Origin of the sequence: Mitsuaria sp. 7, from assembly GCF_001653795.1 — a bacterium.
Classification (GTDB): domain Bacteria; phylum Pseudomonadota; class Gammaproteobacteria; order Burkholderiales; family Burkholderiaceae_C; genus Roseateles.
The window spans coordinates 5,416,946-5,432,593 of the sequence record NZ_CP011514.1 but is presented as its reverse complement, the minus strand read 5'-3'; the positions used below and the strand labels follow the sequence as shown (position 1 = coordinate 5,432,593).

At 65.4% G+C, this 15,648-nt stretch carries 15 protein-coding genes; 2 read left to right on the top strand and 13 right to left on the bottom strand.

From position 1 onward, the window contains the following. Positions 1-26: 26 nt before the first annotated feature. The 5 genes from ABE85_RS23865 to ABE85_RS23845 all read right to left on the bottom strand — a co-directional run bounded on the left by ABE85_RS23865 (position 27) and on the right by ABE85_RS23845 (position 5,790). The gene (locus tag ABE85_RS23865) at positions 27-572 is read right to left on the bottom strand and encodes a DUF2271 domain-containing protein (protein WP_082938900.1); all 546 of its coding nucleotides are present in this window, start codon (positions 570-572) and stop codon (positions 27-29) included. A gap of 59 nt (positions 573-631) precedes the next feature. Beyond that, complete coding sequence (locus ABE85_RS23860; protein WP_067280708.1) at positions 632-1,282, bottom strand: PepSY-associated TM helix domain-containing protein; 651 nt, start codon at positions 1,280-1,282, stop codon at positions 632-634. Beyond that, a complete protein-coding gene (locus ABE85_RS23855; RefSeq protein WP_067280705.1) occupies positions 1,279-1,959 on the bottom strand; it encodes a Fe2+-dependent dioxygenase in 681 nt (226 codons plus the stop codon). The genes ABE85_RS23860 and ABE85_RS23855 overlap by 4 nt, the downstream gene beginning before the upstream one ends. Before the next feature lie 101 nt (positions 1,960-2,060). Continuing rightward, positions 2,061-4,445, bottom strand: coding sequence for a catecholate siderophore receptor Fiu (locus tag ABE85_RS23850; protein ID WP_067280704.1), 2,385 nt, complete (start codon positions 4,443-4,445; stop codon positions 2,061-2,063). Positions 4,446-4,800: 355 nt separating this feature from the next. Next, positions 4,801-5,790 carry a TerC family protein gene (locus tag ABE85_RS23845; protein ID WP_067280701.1) on the bottom strand — a complete coding sequence of 330 codons (990 nt, stop codon included), beginning with the start codon at positions 5,788-5,790 and terminating at the stop codon, positions 4,801-4,803. Positions 5,791-6,095: 305 nt separating this feature from the next. Here ABE85_RS23845 and ABE85_RS23840 point away from each other — a divergent pair, with 305 nt between their 5' ends. Next, complete coding sequence (locus ABE85_RS23840; protein WP_067280698.1) at positions 6,096-6,452, top strand: phage holin family protein; 357 nt, start codon at positions 6,096-6,098, stop codon at positions 6,450-6,452. Positions 6,453-6,459: 7 nt separating this feature from the next. Here the strand turns inward: ABE85_RS23840 and ABE85_RS23835 are convergent, their stop codons facing one another. Then, positions 6,460-8,031, bottom strand: a complete 1,572-nt coding sequence (locus tag ABE85_RS23835) for a M48 family metalloprotease (RefSeq protein ID WP_197507138.1) — start codon at positions 8,029-8,031, stop codon at positions 6,460-6,462. Between the two features lie 61 nt (positions 8,032-8,092). Between ABE85_RS23835 and moaC the strand changes: the two genes are divergently transcribed. Further along, on the top strand, positions 8,093-8,575 hold the full coding sequence (gene moaC / locus ABE85_RS23830; protein WP_067280696.1) for a cyclic pyranopterin monophosphate synthase MoaC: 483 nt from the start codon (positions 8,093-8,095) through the stop codon (positions 8,573-8,575). Positions 8,576-8,617: 42 nt separating this feature from the next. Here moaC and ABE85_RS23825 read toward each other — a convergent pair whose 3' ends face one another. The 7 genes from ABE85_RS23825 to ABE85_RS23795 all read right to left on the bottom strand — a co-directional run bounded on the left by ABE85_RS23825 (position 8,618) and on the right by ABE85_RS23795 (position 15,634). Then, on the bottom strand, positions 8,618-10,402 hold the full coding sequence (locus ABE85_RS23825; protein WP_082938898.1) for a PglL family O-oligosaccharyltransferase: 1,785 nt from the start codon (positions 10,400-10,402) through the stop codon (positions 8,618-8,620). 80 nt (positions 10,403-10,482) lie between these two features. Then, complete coding sequence (tfpZ, locus tag ABE85_RS23820; RefSeq protein WP_067280694.1) at positions 10,483-11,244, bottom strand: TfpX/TfpZ family type IV pilin accessory protein; 762 nt, start codon at positions 11,242-11,244, stop codon at positions 10,483-10,485. Positions 11,245-11,341: 97 nt separating this feature from the next. After that, entirely contained in the window at positions 11,342-11,767 is a 426-nt protein-coding gene (locus ABE85_RS23815; RefSeq protein ID WP_067280689.1) for a pilin, read from the bottom strand. 286 nt (positions 11,768-12,053) lie between these two features. Continuing rightward, positions 12,054-12,836 (bottom strand): MBL fold metallo-hydrolase, encoded by a 783-nt coding sequence (locus tag ABE85_RS23810; RefSeq protein WP_067280688.1) that lies wholly within the window; start codon positions 12,834-12,836, stop codon positions 12,054-12,056. A gap of 239 nt (positions 12,837-13,075) precedes the next feature. Continuing rightward, a complete protein-coding gene (locus ABE85_RS23805) occupies positions 13,076-13,732 on the bottom strand; it encodes an FHA domain-containing protein (protein WP_067280686.1) in 657 nt (218 codons plus the stop codon). Between the two features lie 40 nt (positions 13,733-13,772). Beyond that, on the bottom strand, positions 13,773-14,567 hold the full coding sequence (locus tag ABE85_RS23800) for a Stp1/IreP family PP2C-type Ser/Thr phosphatase (protein WP_067280684.1): 795 nt from the start codon (positions 14,565-14,567) through the stop codon (positions 13,773-13,775). Next, the gene (locus tag ABE85_RS23795) at positions 14,564-15,634 is read right to left on the bottom strand and encodes a serine/threonine-protein kinase (protein WP_067280682.1); all 1,071 of its coding nucleotides are present in this window, start codon (positions 15,632-15,634) and stop codon (positions 14,564-14,566) included. Before ABE85_RS23795 ends, ABE85_RS23800 begins: the two co-directional genes overlap by 4 nt. Positions 15,635-15,648 lie beyond the last annotated feature (14 nt).

Sequence of the window (15,648 nt, the reverse complement as noted above, 5' to 3'; positions counted from 1 at the left end):
TTGTCGTGGCGCCTGTCGCAACGCGATCAGGGCTTGACCGTCAGTTCCAGCGCGCCGAGCTCGTGCTCGCCTTGCGCCTTCTCCGTCGCGGCCGCCTTGATCGGCCAGGTCAGCGGCAGGCGCTGCACTTCACGACCGCCGGCTTCGCGGCTCGATTCGACGACGACTTCGTACTTGCCCGGGGGCAGCGCGGCGAGCGCGGCGCTCGTGTCCAGCGAGATCGCGTGCTCGCCCGGCGCGCGCGTGGCGGCGGTGACACCGTCGGCGGGCACCGTGAGGTTGCGGCCGCCCTGACGCCACCACTGGCGCATGTCCTTGAGCCACTTGGTGCCGGCGTTGTTCTGCTTCTTGGTGTCGTACCAGACCGCCAGCTGGGCGACGGCCGGGCCGGATTCGCCGGCTTTCTCGACCCACACGGCGACGTAGGGGCGGTGGTATTCGGCGACGTTCAGGCGCGGCACTTCCAGCTTGAGCTGGACCGTGGCGGCCCAGGCGGACGAGCCGACGGCCAGGGTTCCCAGCGTGCCGAGGGCACCGATCTGGAGGAGGGTACGACTTGCGGAGCGATTCATGGTCGAGTCTCGGTTGAAGGTCGGGAGGATCCTGGCGGCGGCTCGGAGCGGAGAGGAAATCAATGGATCAGCAGCAGCGCCAGGAGCGCTGGAATCACGAGACCCAGGCCGACGAGCGGCCAGGTGCTGGGTCGGCTGACCGCATGGAACTTGAGGATCAGAAGCCCGGTGATCGAGAACAGCAGGCAGGCGACGGCGAAGATGTCGATGAACCAGCTCCAGGCCACGCCCGCATGGCGACCCTTGTGCAGATCGTTGAAGTAGGAGATCCAGCCGCGGTCGGTGTCCTCGAACTCGACCTCGCCACCGTCGCGCGCGATGCGGACCCAGGCGTCGCCGCCAGGACGCGGCAGCGCGAGGTAGATCTCGTCGCGATTCCACTCGGCCTCGCGGCCATCGATCGCGCGGCCCAGTTCCCTGGCCAGCCACGCGCGCACCGGGGCGGGCACGGGCGCCTTGCTGTCGGGCTCGTTCGCGGACTTCGGCTTCAGCGGCGCGGTGAGTTCGCCCGGCAGCTGCACGGTCTTGCTGACGATGGCCGGCTTGGACTCGATGTTGGCCGCATGGTTCAGCGTGATGCCGGTGACGGCGAACAGGATCATGCCGATCAGGCAGATCGCGGAACTGATCCAGTGCCACTGGTGCAGCTGCTTCAGCCAGCCGGAGCGTTTCGCGGGGCTGGAGGGGGTCGCGCTCTTGGGTCCGTTCATGTCTCGGCCCAGAGCCGCAGCAGGTTGTGATAGTGGCCGGTGAGCGCCGTCGTCTCCGCGTCGTCGCCGAGGCGGCCTCGCAGCTTCTGGATGGTCTGGTCGAGCTCGAAGAGCATCGCCCGCTGCCAGTCCTGGCGGATCAGGCTCTGCGTCCAGAAGAACGAGCAGACGCGCGCACCGCGCGTCACCGGCGTCACGCGATGCAGGCTGGTGCTCGCGTAGACGATGAGATCGCCCGCCGGCAGCTTCACCTCGTGCGTGCCGTAGGTGTCGACGACTTCGAGCTCGCCGCCGTCGTACTCGTCGGGCTCGCTCAGGAAGAGGGTGGAGGACACGTCGCTGCGCAGCGGCTGGTCGGTGCCCTGCTGGCGCATGATCGCGCCGTCGACGTGGAAGCCGTAATGCTCGCCGCCTTCGTAGCGGTTGAACAGCGGCGACAGCGTGCGCAGCGGCAACGCGGCCGAGATGAACAGCGGATGCCGCGCGAGCACATCGCGGATGTGCGCGCCGATCTCGCGCGCGGCCGGATGCTCGACCGGCAGCTGCCGGTTCTGCTTGACCTTCGCGCCCTGCTCGCCCACGGTCGCGCGACCGTCGGTCCAGTCGGCGGCGTCCAGGAGCCTGCGCATCTCGCGCACGTCGTGCTTGCTGAGCACTTCGGGGATGTGAAGAAGCATGTCCGGATCGAATCAATTCAGGAGGCAGGACGGACGACGGCCCGACCCTGCCAGGACAGGGTCGGGCCGGCCGTACGCTACCTCAAACGGTCAGGCCGTGATCAGAAGCCGATGTTGGCCGAGAGCGTCGCGGCACGCGGAGCGCCCAGCACCAGACGACCGCCACCGTTGTTCAAGGAGCTCATGTACTTCTTGTCGAACACGTTGGTGACGTTCAGCTGCAGCGAGACGTTCTTGTTGACGCGGTACGCACCCATCACGTCCATCACGGTGTAGGCCGGCAGTTCAGGCAGACCGGTCGACGGCGCCGCGGCGACGGTGACCACGCGCTTCTGCTCCGAAACGTGGCGTGCGCCGACAGCGCCGGTCCAGTCGTTCCACTGGTAGGACGTCCACAGCGTGGCGGACCACTTCGGCGACCAGCGCACGCCATCCGTCACCGTCTGGGTCGGGGTGGTGGCGGTGGAGGCAGCGCGCTGGTTGATCTGCTTGGTGTCCATGGTCTGGACGCCGGCGGTCACCTGCCAGAAGTTGGTCAGCTGTCCGACCGCGGCCAGCTCGATCCCCTGCACTCGCGTCTTGCCGCCTTGCGTGGCGACGTTGGTCAGCGCGTCCACGCTGACCTGGCCGTCGTTCTCGCTGCGGTACAGCGCGGCCGTCAGGTTCAGGCGCTTGCTCAGCAGGTCCCACTTGGTGCCCAGCTCGTAGTTCGTCGTCTCCTGCGCGTCGGCGGCGGTGCCGGCCTGGCCGGAGCCGCTCAGCGTGAAGTTCGCGCTGCCCGGAGGCGTCAGCGAGTTGGCGGCAGCGGCGTAGACCGTGCCGTTGTCGGCCAGCTTGTACACGGCGCCGAGGTTCCAGCTGGTGATCCACTTGCCGGCGTTCAGCCGCGTGGTGCTGATCGTGTTGATGTTGGAACCCGTCGCGGCGCCCGGGGCCAGGACCACGGCACCGGTGGTGGTCTTGATCTTGTAGTGCTCGGTGCGCACGCCCAGCGTGAGCTTGAGCGCGTCGGTCACCGAGATCGTGTCCAGCGCATAGATCGCCTGGGTGATCGTGCTGCCCTCGCTGTCCGCGCCGGTGGCATAGGGGATGCCGAGGACGTCGTTCGAGTTCGGGTGGTACAGGTTGGCCGGCGGATTGACGGTGGCCGCGTAGTTCACGCCATTGATCGACTGCGCCGTGGTGCCGTAGCCCAGGCTGTCCTGGCTTTCGTACATCAGCTCCACACCGGTGGCCAGGTCATGCTTGATGCCGGCGGTGTTGAACGCGGCGTTGATGCTGGTCTGGTTGGCGAGGATCTCGTTGGTCTGGTTCACGCGCTGACGGGAGCGGGCGATCTGCCAGGTGGACGGGTCCGCGGTCACGACAGTGGCGGCGGCGCCCGTGCCCGGCACATTGGTGATGCCGACGATGCCGGTGATCACACGGTCCATGTGCGTGCGGCCGTAGCGCGAGGTGTTGCGCACCGTCAGGCCGTTGCCGATGTCCATCTCCAGCTTGGCCGTGACCATGTCGGCCTTGACCTTCTCGCGGTCGTTGCGGCTGCCGTAGTAGTTTTCCGAGTCCACCTTGGCGGCGGTCTTCAGCGCGTTCAGGCCCGCGATGGCGGCGGGCGTCGCGCCGGCTGCCGGATTCGCGACCGTGAAGCCTTCCCAGCCGATCGCCGGGATGCCGCCGTCCGGCACGTTGTTCTGACGCACGTGCTGCGAATACAGGAAGAAGCGCGTCGGCGTGTTCAGGCCGAAGGCGATCCCCGGTGCGATCGCATGCGTCTTGCGTTCGACGGTGTCGCGGCCCGGCACGCCGTTGTCCTGCCACACGGCATTCAGGCGCACGGCGGTGTTGTCCATCACCTTCTGGTTCACGTCGATCGAGGCGCGCTTGCGGCTGGCGTCGCCGACCGTGATCACGCCGTCGATCGAGTTCTCGATCTGCGGCAGCTTGCTGATCAGGTTGATGTAGCCGGCGGAGGCGCCGCGGCCCGTGTCGGCGCCCGACGGGCCCTTCACGACTTCGATCTGCTCGATGTTGAACACGTCGCGCGTGACCGCGCCCAGGTCGCGGATGCCGTCGACGAAGGTCGAGGTGCTGGCCGAGAAGCCGCGCATCTGGAAGGTGTCACCGGCGGAGGTGTTGCCGTTCTCCCCCAGCTGCATCGTGATGCCGGGGGTGTTCTGCAGCGCGTCGATCAGCGACACGGCGCCTTGCTCACGCAGCACTTCCTTCTTGATCACGGAGATCGTCTTGGGCGTTTCCAGCAGCGGCTGGGTGATCTTCGACGACGCGCTCTTGTCGGCCTTGTAGTCGGACTGGGCCGTGCCTTCGATCTTCACCTGCGGCAGGTAGGGCGAGGCGGCGGCGGAAGCGGTCGAGGCGTCTGCGGGCGCCGGGGCGTCGGCGGCGTGGGCCAGCGGGAAGGTCAGGGAGGCGGCCAGTGCGGCCAGCGGGGCCACCGCATGTTTGCGGCTCTTGATGTAGCGGGACATGGAATCGAGCTCCGAGGGAAGTTCTTGTAGGAAATCTGGCTCGGCTGGCTGCGCGTGCTGGCGGCGTCGTCCCGACGCATCACGGCGCACGGTGGCGGGCCCCTCCCTGTTCGCGTCTGGCTGGCGGTGGCGAGTGATTGAGGCCGTCTTGGACTCAAAGGCCGCAAATGCTAAGCATTCTCATTTGACTGTGTCAAAGAATTGAGGTGCTGCGGCCGTTCCGCGTGGCGAACGCGCGACGCCGCTGTTTCTGTTCTGTAAAGCAAAAACCCGCGGGACGCTGGCGCGTCGCGCGGGTTTCAAGGGTTTGTGAAGACTGGACCGGGGATTTCACCCGGATCCGATCAGTCCGGCGTCAGTCGGCCGCCTTCCGGGCCTCGTCCGAAGGGTGCTCCGGCAGCTTGGGCGCGGTACGCAGGCTCCAGACCATGGTGATCGCGAGGATCGCCACCACCACGCCCAGCGAGAGCAGCACGGGGATCTTGATCACGTCGATCAGCATCATCTTCGCGCCGATGAACACCAGCACCACCGCCAGGCCGTAGCTGAGCAGATGGAACTTGGACGCCATCGCCGCCAGCAGGAAGTACATCGCGCGCAGGCCCAGGATCGCGAAGATGTTGGAGCTCAGCACGATGAACGGATCGCTGGTGATCGCGAAGATCGCCGGGATCGAGTCCACCGCGAAGATCACATCGGTCATGCCCACCAGCGCGATCACCAGCAGCATCGGCGTGGCGATGCGCCTGCCGTTCTCCAGCGTGAAGAAGCGTTCGCCGTCGAAGTTCTTGCTGACCGGCAGGACGCGGCGCAGCAGCTTCAGCGCGGGGTTGTCCTCGAGGTCAGGTTCCTTCCCGGACGCCCACCACATCTTGATGCCGGTGACCAGCAGGAAGGCGCCGAAGAGGTAGAGGATCCAGTGGAACTGCGCGATCAGCCAGCCGCCCACCAGGATCATCACCGTGCGCAGCACGATGGCGCCGATGATGCCCATCATGAGCACCCGCTTCTGGTACGCCGAGGGCACCGCGAAGTAGGTGAAGATCATCAGGAAGACAAAGATGTTGTCGACCGCCAGCGACTTCTCGATGAGATAGCCGGTGATGAACTCCAGCGCCTTGGTGTTGGCGAGTTCCGTGCTGCCAGTGCCGTCGCGCACGGCCCACCAGAGCAGACCCATGAAGGCGACGCTCAGCGCCACCCACACCAGCGACCAGTTGATCGCCTCCTTGACGCCGACGTCGTGCGCCCCCTGCTTGCGCAGGACGACGAAGTCCAGGATCAGGGACACCACGACGATGCCGACAAATACCACCCACAACCACATGGGGACGATCGTGCTCATGCGAGCTCCTTGCAAGAATCGGACGGCGAGCATGCGCCGTCCCGGTTTCAACGACAACGCGCCGCCAGGGGCGGCACGGTGCGGCCGAAGGGTCTTGCAAGGCTGATGCGGCTCGGGGTCGGAGGCGACCTTGCGAGTCCGGCATCAGGTGCAGGGCCCGGCTGCCTTCACGGCAACGTCTTGACGGGCTTCTGCCGCGGCCTTCGCCGCGCGGCTACTCCCCCTTCGGAAGGTTCGTATTATCCTGCACTCTGACGATTTCAAGTTCGTATTTTTCTGATGATCGATGCCGGTATGCTGAGCGTATGAAAACGCTGACCCGCTGGCTGCTGCTTGCCGCCGCGCTGCTGCTGGTGGCGCACCTCTACCCTGGTGTCCAGGTGAAGGGCTTCGTCACCGCGTTGATCGCGGCCTTCGTGCTGGGCCTGTTCAACACCATCCTGCGACCGGTGCTGGTGCTGCTCACGCTGCCGGTCACGCTGTTGACGCTGGGACTGTTCCTCTTCGTCATCAACGCGCTGCTGTTCTGGGCGACCGCCAGCGTGCTGGACGGTTTCACCGTCGCAGGCTTCGGCGCCGCCTTGATCGGCTCGCTGATCTACTCGCTGTGCGGCATGGCGATCGACGTCCTGATCGAACGCCTGTTCCCGGACAGCGAGTAAGCCTCGATCACGGCTCCGCGCCAGGCGGCACGCCGCGCGGGTACATCTCCATCAGCAGCTGGCGACGCTCGTAGCGCAGGTCGCGCAGGCGTGAGTCGATCACCGAGGCCTCGAACTGGTCGGCCGAACGGGCCCGGCCCTGGCGTTCCGCGGAAGCCAGACGGTCGATCGCGCCGGTGATGTCGCCGAGTGCCGCTCGCGTCTCCCCCTGCGCCCGCAGGGAGCGCAACGGTTGGCCGAGTTGCTGCCACAAGGTCCCGCTCTCCTGCCAGGCAAGCGCGTCCTGCGCGTGCAGCGCGAGATGGGTCTGAAGCGCCTCGGCCGCCTCTCGCTTCACCTCCGGCCGCGGGTCCGCCTGGGCCAGGTCGGCGCGGATCATCAGCATCGGCCGGGAGCGTTCGTTCTTCAACGGTTCCAGTGCCGCGAAGCCGGCTTCCGGCTTGCCTCGGGCCACCTCCAGCTCGGCATGCGCATAGACGAGCAGGCGCTTCGCGCCGGGGTCCGCGCCGAGCAGTCCGGCCAAGGCGTCGGCGGTCTTCAAGGTGGTTTCCGCGCGGGAGAAGTCGCGCAGCTTGATCGACGCGAGCGCGCTCGTGTAGCGTGCCGCCAGTTGGTCGATGTTCTTTTCTCCAGCTCTCGAGCCGGCGTCCAGGCCCTGGAGCACGCGCCACGGATCGGTCCGTTGGTCCATGAGCACCCGCGCACGCGCGGCCATCAGCGCGTGCTCCGGCGTGCCCACCAGCTTGGTCTGGACGGAGGTGCCCAACCGCGCGCGCGCTTCGCCGATCCGCTCGCTGGTGAGCGGGTGGCTGCGCAGGTAGGGGTAGGCGCCGGAATCCATCAGGTGATAGGCCTGTTCCATGCGCTCGAACATGCTGGCCATGCCCGCCGGCTGATAGCCGGCCTGCGTCATGACCTGGAAGCCGACGCGATCGGCCTCGCGTTCCATGTCGCGCGAGAAATTCAGTTGAGCCTGTACCGCCGCCGCCTGACTGGTGACGATCGCCGCCTGCGCACCGTCGATGCTGCGGCTCTTCGCGGCGGCGAGGATGCCCAGCAGCAGGCCGACGGTCGCCAACGCACTCGTCCGGGCGTCGCCGACGATGCTGCGCGCGATGTGGCGCTGCGTGACATGCGACAGCTCGTGGCCCATCACCGACGCCATCTCGTCGCGCGCGCCGGTCATCGCGATCAGGCCCAGATGGATGCCCACGTAGCCGCCCGGCAGCGCGAACGCGTTCACCGACCGGTCGCGGACCAGGAAGAGTTCCCAGGCGAAGCGGTCGCTGGTGTCGTCGCTGATGTTGCCGAGGCGCCGCGCGGCATCCACCAGCGGTTGCCAGGTGTTCTGCGCGTACTCGAGCAGGAGCGGATCGTCGAGGTAGTCCGGATCCGGGCGGATCTGCCGCATGACCTGGTCGCCGAGCTTCTTCTCGGCGCTGATGCTCACATCGGCGGATACCGAGTCGCCCAGGGCCGGCAGATTCACCTGCGCGAAAGCGCCCTGGCCAAGCAAGGTCGCGCTGAGCAGCGCCACCAGGCAGCGTCGCGTGAAGGGAATGGGGTTCGGTCGCTTCAAGGGATCTCCAGGGCCGGAACTATGATGACGCCTCTTCGGTTTCGCGATTGTTGCCGCGCTCATGAGCTCGCCACTGACCCATTTTGACGCCAACGGACAGGCCCACATGGTGGACGTCTCCGGCAAGGATGTCACGCACCGCGTGGCCCGAGCTGCAGGTCGCATCCGGATGAGGGCAGAGACCTTGGTGTTGATCCGCGATGGGAACGCCAAGAAGGGCGATGTGCTCGGTGTCGCGCGCATCGCCGCGATCCAGGCCGCGAAGCGGACCTCGGACTTGATTCCGCTCTGCCACCCGCTGCCGATCACGCGGGTTGCGGTCGAGTTTGAACTGGACGAGCCATCGAACGCGGTGATCTGCACGGCGCAGGTGGAGACGCTCGGACGCACCGGTGTGGAGATGGAGGCGCTGACGGCCGTGCAGGTCGGACTCCTCACCGTCTACGACATGTGCAAGGCGGCGGATCGCGGCATGGTGATGGAGCAGATCCGGGTGCTGGAGAAGCAGGGCGGGAAGTCGGGCGACTGGCACGCCGAGGTCTGAACGGCGCATTCGCCCGGGCGGCCTTCTCCGCCCGCGACGACCTCAGCGGAATTCGCGGAAGCTGTACTCCCGCTGCGGCGGCTCGCATTGGAACGGCTTCGCCGCAGCGTTCAGCGCTGCCACTTCGTCGCATTCGCTCAGCCATTCCTCGCTGGCCGCATTCCGGAACTCACGCAGCCGCTGCACCAGGTAGCGGGCCTTGTCGGTCTCGCCCACTGCGTTGAGCGACTTCGCCCAGGCCATCAGCAGGCGGGTGTCGATGAGGTGGTGGCCGGTCAGCCGCGAGGCTTCAAGCGCCACCGCGCCGGGGGGCTGGACCGTCGCTTCGGCGTAGTCGGCCTGAAGCGCGAATAGCGGGGAGCGCTGGCCCGCAGCGATGCGATCGTCGAGCGATACGGCACCCGCCGGAGGTGCGTAAATGTGGACGATGCGCAGGTAGTCCACGACGACCAGCGGCACCAGTGCGGCCGTCAAGAGGCCCAGCACCGCGAGCGCAGGACGGCGCTGGCCCGATCCGGTCTCCGTGCCCGACGCTTCCTCAACCATGCACAGGCCGTACGCCAGGCCCGCGGGCAACAGGAAATAGGCATACCAAAGCGGGTACTCGAACTGGCTATGCAGCCCGATCATCGCCACCAGCATTCCTGCACAGCGGGTGGCTGCACTCCCGTTGATCGACCGCTTCAAGCCGGTCCAAAGACCCCAGGCCAGCAGGCCCAGCGTGAGCAGACCCAGCGGCAGTCCCATCTCGACGAGGATCTGCAACTCCAGGTTGTGCGTGTGATCGAAGAAGGCCACCGGACGATCCGGGAAGGGCGTCATCGTCCAGGCGAAGTTGAAATCACCCCAACCGGAGCCGGTGAGCGGGTAACGCTGCAGCAGGCCGATGGCGTTCTTCACGATCGCGATGCGGGACGGGGAGCCGGCGCCTTCTTCGGATACGCGCGACTGCGCGCCGAAGGCGTGGTGGCTGACGGTGGTGTACCACTCGAGCAGGCCCCAGCCGATCACGAACATGATCAGCGTCGAGCCCAAGGCAATGCGCACGCGGCGCGAGAGTCTCCCGTCGATCGCCCCCCAGATCGCCAGCATGCCAATGCCGATCATCCCGGTGCGGGACGCGCTCAGCAGGACGCAGAACACGAACATGAACAAGAGCAGGTACATCGCGATGGTGCCGCGCAGCGAGTTGCCCAACCGCCGCGCGAGCCATCCACCTTGAGCGAGCCAGACCGACGCCACGCAGGCCCACATCAGCAGGCTGGCAAGGTGATTCGGCTGGCGCATATTGCCGACCGCACGACCAACGAGACCAGAGCGGGCGATGACGGTGCCATCGGCCAGTGACGGGAAGAACATCTGGACGATGCTGACCACCACACTCAGCAGACCCGCGCCTACAAGTGCGATGCAGAAGAGAGTGAGTACGCCGTCGCGCTGGCTGGGTGTCACAGCTCGACCCGTCTGCACTGCCAGCAGCGCGCCGAGCAGCATGGCGACGCTGGTCAGCGCCATCGACCACGGCAGGCCGTGCGTGAACGGCGCGGCGACAGCCACCGCCGTCATGAGGAGCAGCCCGAGGGAAACGCCGTCAACGCGCCAAGCCGCCAACAGCGACCGTCCCCAGGCCAAACCTGCGACGAGCAACCCGAGTCCGGCGAATGCCGCCAACTGGTTGTAGAGCGTCGCCGAAGGCGTCTGGTTGTAGGCGATCAGAGGCGCGAGCGTCGCACCGATCAGCAAGCCGAGCAGCGTCAGGACCTGGAGATGCGGCGCGGTGGAAGAAACGGGGAAATCGGCGGCGGGCGCTGTCGCGGCGAGCGTCATGAACGGTCCGGATCGTGGGGACAGGGCGGAACTCTAACGCCCGCCGAGTCCCACACCTGGCACGCGATGAAACAGAGGGCTCAGAAGCCATCGACTGGCGCAAAACCGACCGGATCGCCCGTGGACTTGTCGATCAGGACAGACCAGTCGTACTGACGCGCGATGAGCGGGATATAAAGCAGCTGCTCTGTCGGTTTGCCCGTCCTGGAGATTGCAGTGCGCAGGGCTTCTGCCTGTTCAGGATGACGTGCCAGAAGAGCGGCGAGCGGCTTGCCTACCTTCAAGGCCTGCGATCGACCCCGCTCATCCCATTCCTGCCAGAAGCTCGGACGCATGCCGAGATCAGCGCCGCCGAAGGCAGCGAAGACGGCGTCCATCTTCTCTTCAGTCTTGACCTCACGTGTGTTTACCAGCCGCGGCCCGCTGATGGACAGCACGCGCAATGATTCGGGCGCCTTCGAGAGCTCTTGCTCAACCACGCTGGCGGCAATGACCGCGCGAAAGCGATCGATTTCAAGCACTAGCGCCACGGGTCGTGCAATGAACATGGTGTGCGCGCCAAACACCAGCCCCGCGAGTTGCAAAACGACCACCACCGACATGTCCCGCCACAGCTCGCCTCGAGATTTGCGGGGATCGAAGACAACCAGCGTGATCAACGGACCCAGCACCACGTCGACACCCACAATCAACAGGAACAGGCCGACGCCCCCGGACACTTCGCTATAGGGCCATGGATACCAGAGCAGGAACACGGCCGCCGCAACGGCGGCGGCCACGATCAGGGTAAAGATGAAGTGGAGCGAAGACGCCCTCAGGCGTCCGCAGAGCGTGGGCGTCATTGATCGAGTGTCAGAGGGTTGGGACGGCTGAATTTTGACGCTCAGAAACGACAAATGGGGCCTAGGCCCCATTTGATGATCGATTCGAAAGAATCGATTACTTGCAGGAAGCAGCCAGGTACTTCTTGTCGATGTCCGGCGAGGTGCACTTCCAGTCGATCGATTCGTTAGTGCCAGCAATGGTGCCGGTCAGGACAATCTTCTTGTCGTCAATGTTGTCTTTGTCGATACCGGTGGCGACTGCCGTCACGGTGTGAGCGGTGTCGTCATAGGCAACGCTCTTCACGTACTGGCTCTTGATGTTGCCAGTCGGGATGTCCGCCGTCGTCGGCCAGCCGCTCTTGACTGTGTAGTACTCTTGAATCGCAGCCTTCGGCTGAGTCGCGGCGGCCATCACTTCAGAGACCTTGGTCTTGATGATGTAGTCACGATAAGCCGGCAGAGCCACGGCAGCCAGGATACCGATGATCGCCACAACGATCATCAGTTCGATCAGGGTGAAACCTTGTTGAACGCGCTTCATAAAAACTCCAGAGAGAGAAGTGGGGTAGAGACGAAGCTCTTCTACGCAGGGCTCGTGCCAGCCCCTTGGCTCATTGATTTGTGCATGACATCACGGCCTGGCGGCGCCTGGCCTAGCATCAAGTGACGTTTTTTGTCGGCCCACCTGCCCAGATTTGTCACCTTCGTCGTCCCTGACAAGGTTTGTCAGATCACGCTGACATGAAGATCCGGCGATCAAGAAGCGACGCAGCCCGCGACGGCGTCCCGGCGCGGGCTGCGAATGGCGATCGATCGCCAACAAGGTGTCAAGCCAGTGTGAACTCCTGGAAGTTCTCCAGTGCCGAGATCCGGTGTGTCATACGCAAACCCATGACCGCGTTCATCACTGCCGCGCGCTCTCCCGGCTTGATGTGGGTGATGTGAACATCGATCGCGCCGCCGAGCTTCGCGAGCTCCTCGCGGAGCGTCGTCGGGCACAAGTGCTTGCTGATGCCCGCCAGCCCGCATTCATCGTCGCCGAAGGCGCACTCGATGATCAGGTGTGCGACCTTGATTTCCGACAGGCGCGTCCAGAGCGCGGGATTCGGGCCGGTGTCGCCGGTGAAGACCCAGTGGCCATCCGCACCGCCATCGACTGCGAATCCGACGGCCGGAACGGTGTGTGCGGCGCTGAGGACCTCGATGTGACGATCAGCCCCCAGATCGAGGCGGTCGCCGACCGCGAATTCATGGAAGGTCAAGGCGGGCCGCTCTGCCGACGGCAAACGGGTGAAATCGGGCCAGATCACGCCGTTGAAGACGTGCGCGCGAAGCGCCTGCAGCGTTTCGGGCAGCGCGTGTACCTTCACCGGGGGACGGCCGGCCTGCGCGCGTCGACGCTGGACCGTATCCGCCAGCAGGCCGATCGCCAGCACATGGTCCAGGTGCGAATGCGTGACCAGGATATGGTCCACCTTGACCATCGCGTCCACGGTCAATTCGGCCACGCCACTGCCGGCGTCGATGAGCACATCGTCGTCGAGCAGAAAGGAAGTGGTCCTGTAGCCGGCCGCCAGGGCGCCGGCGCAACCGAGCACGCGAATCTTCATGCGGAAGACTGTAGAGGGACCCTCGCGCAGCGCTAAGCGCCGAATCCTCGATTCGAAGGTTTATTGCCGTCGCTTACGCGACCCCACCCCGATGCCGTGAAAACCTGCACGCGCGTAGGTGATCGCCTGACAGCGACGAATCATCTCGATACAGGATGGTGCGCCGAAACCACGCCAGTTGTTCAGCGAGCAGAAAGAAAAAAGGGCCTCAGAGGCCCCTTCGCATCAAGCGATGTTGGTCACGCCTGCACGAACTGCATCTGTGTTCCAGCCAGTTCGATCACATCCCCGTTCTTGAGTGGGACCGACTCGGCCGTCAACGGCGCGCCATTCACCACCGGCCGGGCGCCACCCTCGACGTGCGCGAACACATAACCGCTCGGTCTCTTCGTGATTGACGCCACCTGCACGCCCGGCTTGCCAACGGTCGTCACGACCTTGGTGAGCGAGACTTCGCGGCCCGCCGCAGGTCCGTTCAGCACCTTGATCGCCGCGGGCGCGGTCGACACGGGCGCCGGGCCGAGTCCGCCGAACGACGAAGGCAGACCGAAACCGCTGCTCGGCGCAGTGCCGGGGCGCAGGATCATCGTCTTCTCGTAGTCCGAGTTGTCCTCGATCAGGAACTTGATCTTGTACTTGCCGACCTCGATCACGTCGCTGTGCGAGAGCAACTGCTTCTTGATCGCCTTGCCGTTGATGTACGTGCCGTTCGTCGAGTTCAAGTCCTCGATGAAGACATCCGCCCCGACCATCTGGAGCACGGCGTGTTCGCCGCTGACCGCCAGGTTGTCGATCACGATGTCGTTGTACGGCCGCCGGCCGAGCGTGGTCTTGTCCTTGGTGATCTGAACTTCCTTGATCACCACACCGTCGAGCGACACCACCAGCTTGCCCATGCTTGACCTCGAGTCCTGTCTTTATTTGTAGAGGGCCGCCTCAGCGGCGCCCATTGTTGCGACTGAATGGCCACCACGCCCATGGCTTGGTGCGACTTTCCGCGCGAACCAGAACGATCGCAATATTATCCTTGCCGCCAAGGTCATTGGCCGTGTCCACCAGCGCCTGCGCTGCTTCGGGCAGATCGTTGTGGCTTTGAAGCACCTGCGCCACGCTGGCGTCATCGACCATGTCGGAGAGGCCATCGCTGCACAACAAGATCTGGTCGCCGGGCAACAGCTCGTGCTGATGGACCTCCAGCATCACCGTATCCTCGACGCCAACGGCCCGCGTCACCAGATTCTTGTTGCTGCTGAAGACGGCTTCTTCCGGTGTCAGTAGACCTGCATCGATCTGTTCCTGCAGCAACGAATGGTCACGCGTCAGCTGCACGAGCTGGCCTTCCCGATAGCGATAGGCCCGCGAATCGCCCACGTGTCCCAGCAACAGGCTCTGTTCCCGGAACACCGCCAGGACCAGCGTCGTCCCCATGCCCGCATAGCGTGGATTGGTGTTGGCGGCATTGAAGATCGCGCGGTTGGCGTTGTCCACGCAGATATCCATGGCGCGCCGCACATCAATGTCTGTCGCGTGCTGCCCGGCTTCGGCGAGCCATCGACCCAACTCCGACTTGATGAACGTCGTCAGCATCTGGCTGGCGACCTCCCCCGCGTTATACCCCCCCATGCCATCAGCGAGGACCGCGAGCCCGACGCCCGGTTCCAGGGCGACCGAGTCTTCATTGTTGTCGCGCACACGACCGGTATCGGTGGCGCTGAAGAACTCCAGGGTCATGTCTTGCTGGCGGGATCGGCTGGGGGAAAGGGATTGTGCACTGCGCCCTGGGACTGTAGCCGCAAAGTTTGCTCGAATGCCTGTCCCGCCGGTGGGGGGGGTGTGGCACCCGTGCTATTGGCGAGTTCCACTGGGATCTGGCCCAGCACCGCCTCCAGATCCTGGGCCAGCGTGTCGCCGCGTTGGTAGCGCAACTCGGGACGCTTTTCCAGCGCCAGCGCCACGACCATGGCCAGGGACTCCGGCAGCTCAGGACGAAGACGACGGATGTCCACCGCGGGTCGATTCATGATCTCGTGCATCAGCGTGGCCATCGACTCGGTCTGATGCGGCAGATGACCGGTCAACAGTTGGAACAGCATCGCTCCCAAGGAGTAGAGGTCGCTGCGACCATCCACCTGCAGACCGGCCAGTTGTTCCGGCGACATGTAGGACGGCGTGCCCAGGACCAATCCGGTCCGCGTGCGGCTGCCATCGGCGACGCGGGCGATGCCGAAATCCATGATTTTCACGCTGCCCGATTCCCGTTCCAGCATGACGTTGGCGGGTTTGATATCGCGGTGGACAACCCCATGGCCGTGGGCGTATTGAAGCGCCCGCGCCAAGCGCGCGGTGAGCAGCAGCACTTCGCGCAGGGGCAGCAACTGGCCGGGCCGTGTGTGGTGGCTGAGATCCTGCCCGACGACGTATTCCATCGCGATCCAGGTTTCACCGGCGCACTCGCCGGCGTCGAGCACGCGCAGGATGTCGGGATGATCCAGATGCCGCGCCGCACTCGCTTCGCGCATGAAGCGGTCGCGCACGTCGATCAGGTCCTCCGGCGCGAACTCGCGTTGCAGCGCCAGACGCTTGATGGCCACAGTGCGGCCGCTGCGGCGGTCCACGGCCCGATGAACGACAGCCATCGCTCCGCGGCCCACTTCCTCGCCGATCTCGTAATCGTCCAGCGCCACGCCCGCCGAGCGCGGCATCGGCTGTGTGGTCGGCAGGGTGTCCGACGCACCCCTGCCTCCATCGTCAGACGCACCCCGGCCCAGCAGTCGCTTCAGGAAGCCGGAGGCGCTCATGACATGGCGAGCCT

Bases quoted from the DNA above. Each gene is read 5' to 3' on its own strand.
- ABE85_RS23865 (WP_082938900.1), bottom strand. From the start codon at position 572: ATGAATCGCTCCGCAAGTCGTACCCTCCTCCAGATCGGTGCCCTCGGC.
- ABE85_RS23860 (WP_067280708.1), bottom strand. From the start codon at position 1,282: ATGAACGGACCCAAGAGCGCGACCCCCTCCAGCCCCGCGAAACGCTCC.
- ABE85_RS23855 (WP_067280705.1), bottom strand. From the start codon at position 1,959: ATGCTTCTTCACATCCCCGAAGTGCTCAGCAAGCACGACGTGCGCGAG.
- ABE85_RS23850 (WP_067280704.1), bottom strand. From the start codon at position 4,445: ATGTCCCGCTACATCAAGAGCCGCAAACATGCGGTGGCCCCGCTGGCC.
- ABE85_RS23845 (WP_067280701.1), bottom strand. From the start codon at position 5,790: ATGAGCACGATCGTCCCCATGTGGTTGTGGGTGGTATTTGTCGGCATC.
- ABE85_RS23840 (WP_067280698.1), top strand. From the start codon at position 6,096: ATGAAAACGCTGACCCGCTGGCTGCTGCTTGCCGCCGCGCTGCTGCTG.
- moaC (WP_067280696.1), top strand. From the start codon at position 8,093: ATGAGCTCGCCACTGACCCATTTTGACGCCAACGGACAGGCCCACATG.
- ABE85_RS23825 (WP_082938898.1), bottom strand. From the start codon at position 10,402: ATGACGCTCGCCGCGACAGCGCCCGCCGCCGATTTCCCCGTTTCTTCC.
- tfpZ (WP_067280694.1), bottom strand. From the start codon at position 11,244: ATGACGCCCACGCTCTGCGGACGCCTGAGGGCGTCTTCGCTCCACTTC.
- ABE85_RS23815 (WP_067280689.1), bottom strand. From the start codon at position 11,767: ATGAAGCGCGTTCAACAAGGTTTCACCCTGATCGAACTGATGATCGTT.
- ABE85_RS23810 (WP_067280688.1), bottom strand. From the start codon at position 12,836: ATGAAGATTCGCGTGCTCGGTTGCGCCGGCGCCCTGGCGGCCGGCTAC.
- ABE85_RS23805 (WP_067280686.1), bottom strand. From the start codon at position 13,732: ATGGGCAAGCTGGTGGTGTCGCTCGACGGTGTGGTGATCAAGGAAGTT.
- ABE85_RS23800 (WP_067280684.1), bottom strand. From the start codon at position 14,567: ATGACCCTGGAGTTCTTCAGCGCCACCGATACCGGTCGTGTGCGCGAC.
- ABE85_RS23795 (WP_067280682.1), bottom strand. From the start codon at position 15,634: ATGAGCGCCTCCGGCTTCCTGAAGCGACTGCTGGGCCGGGGTGCGTCT.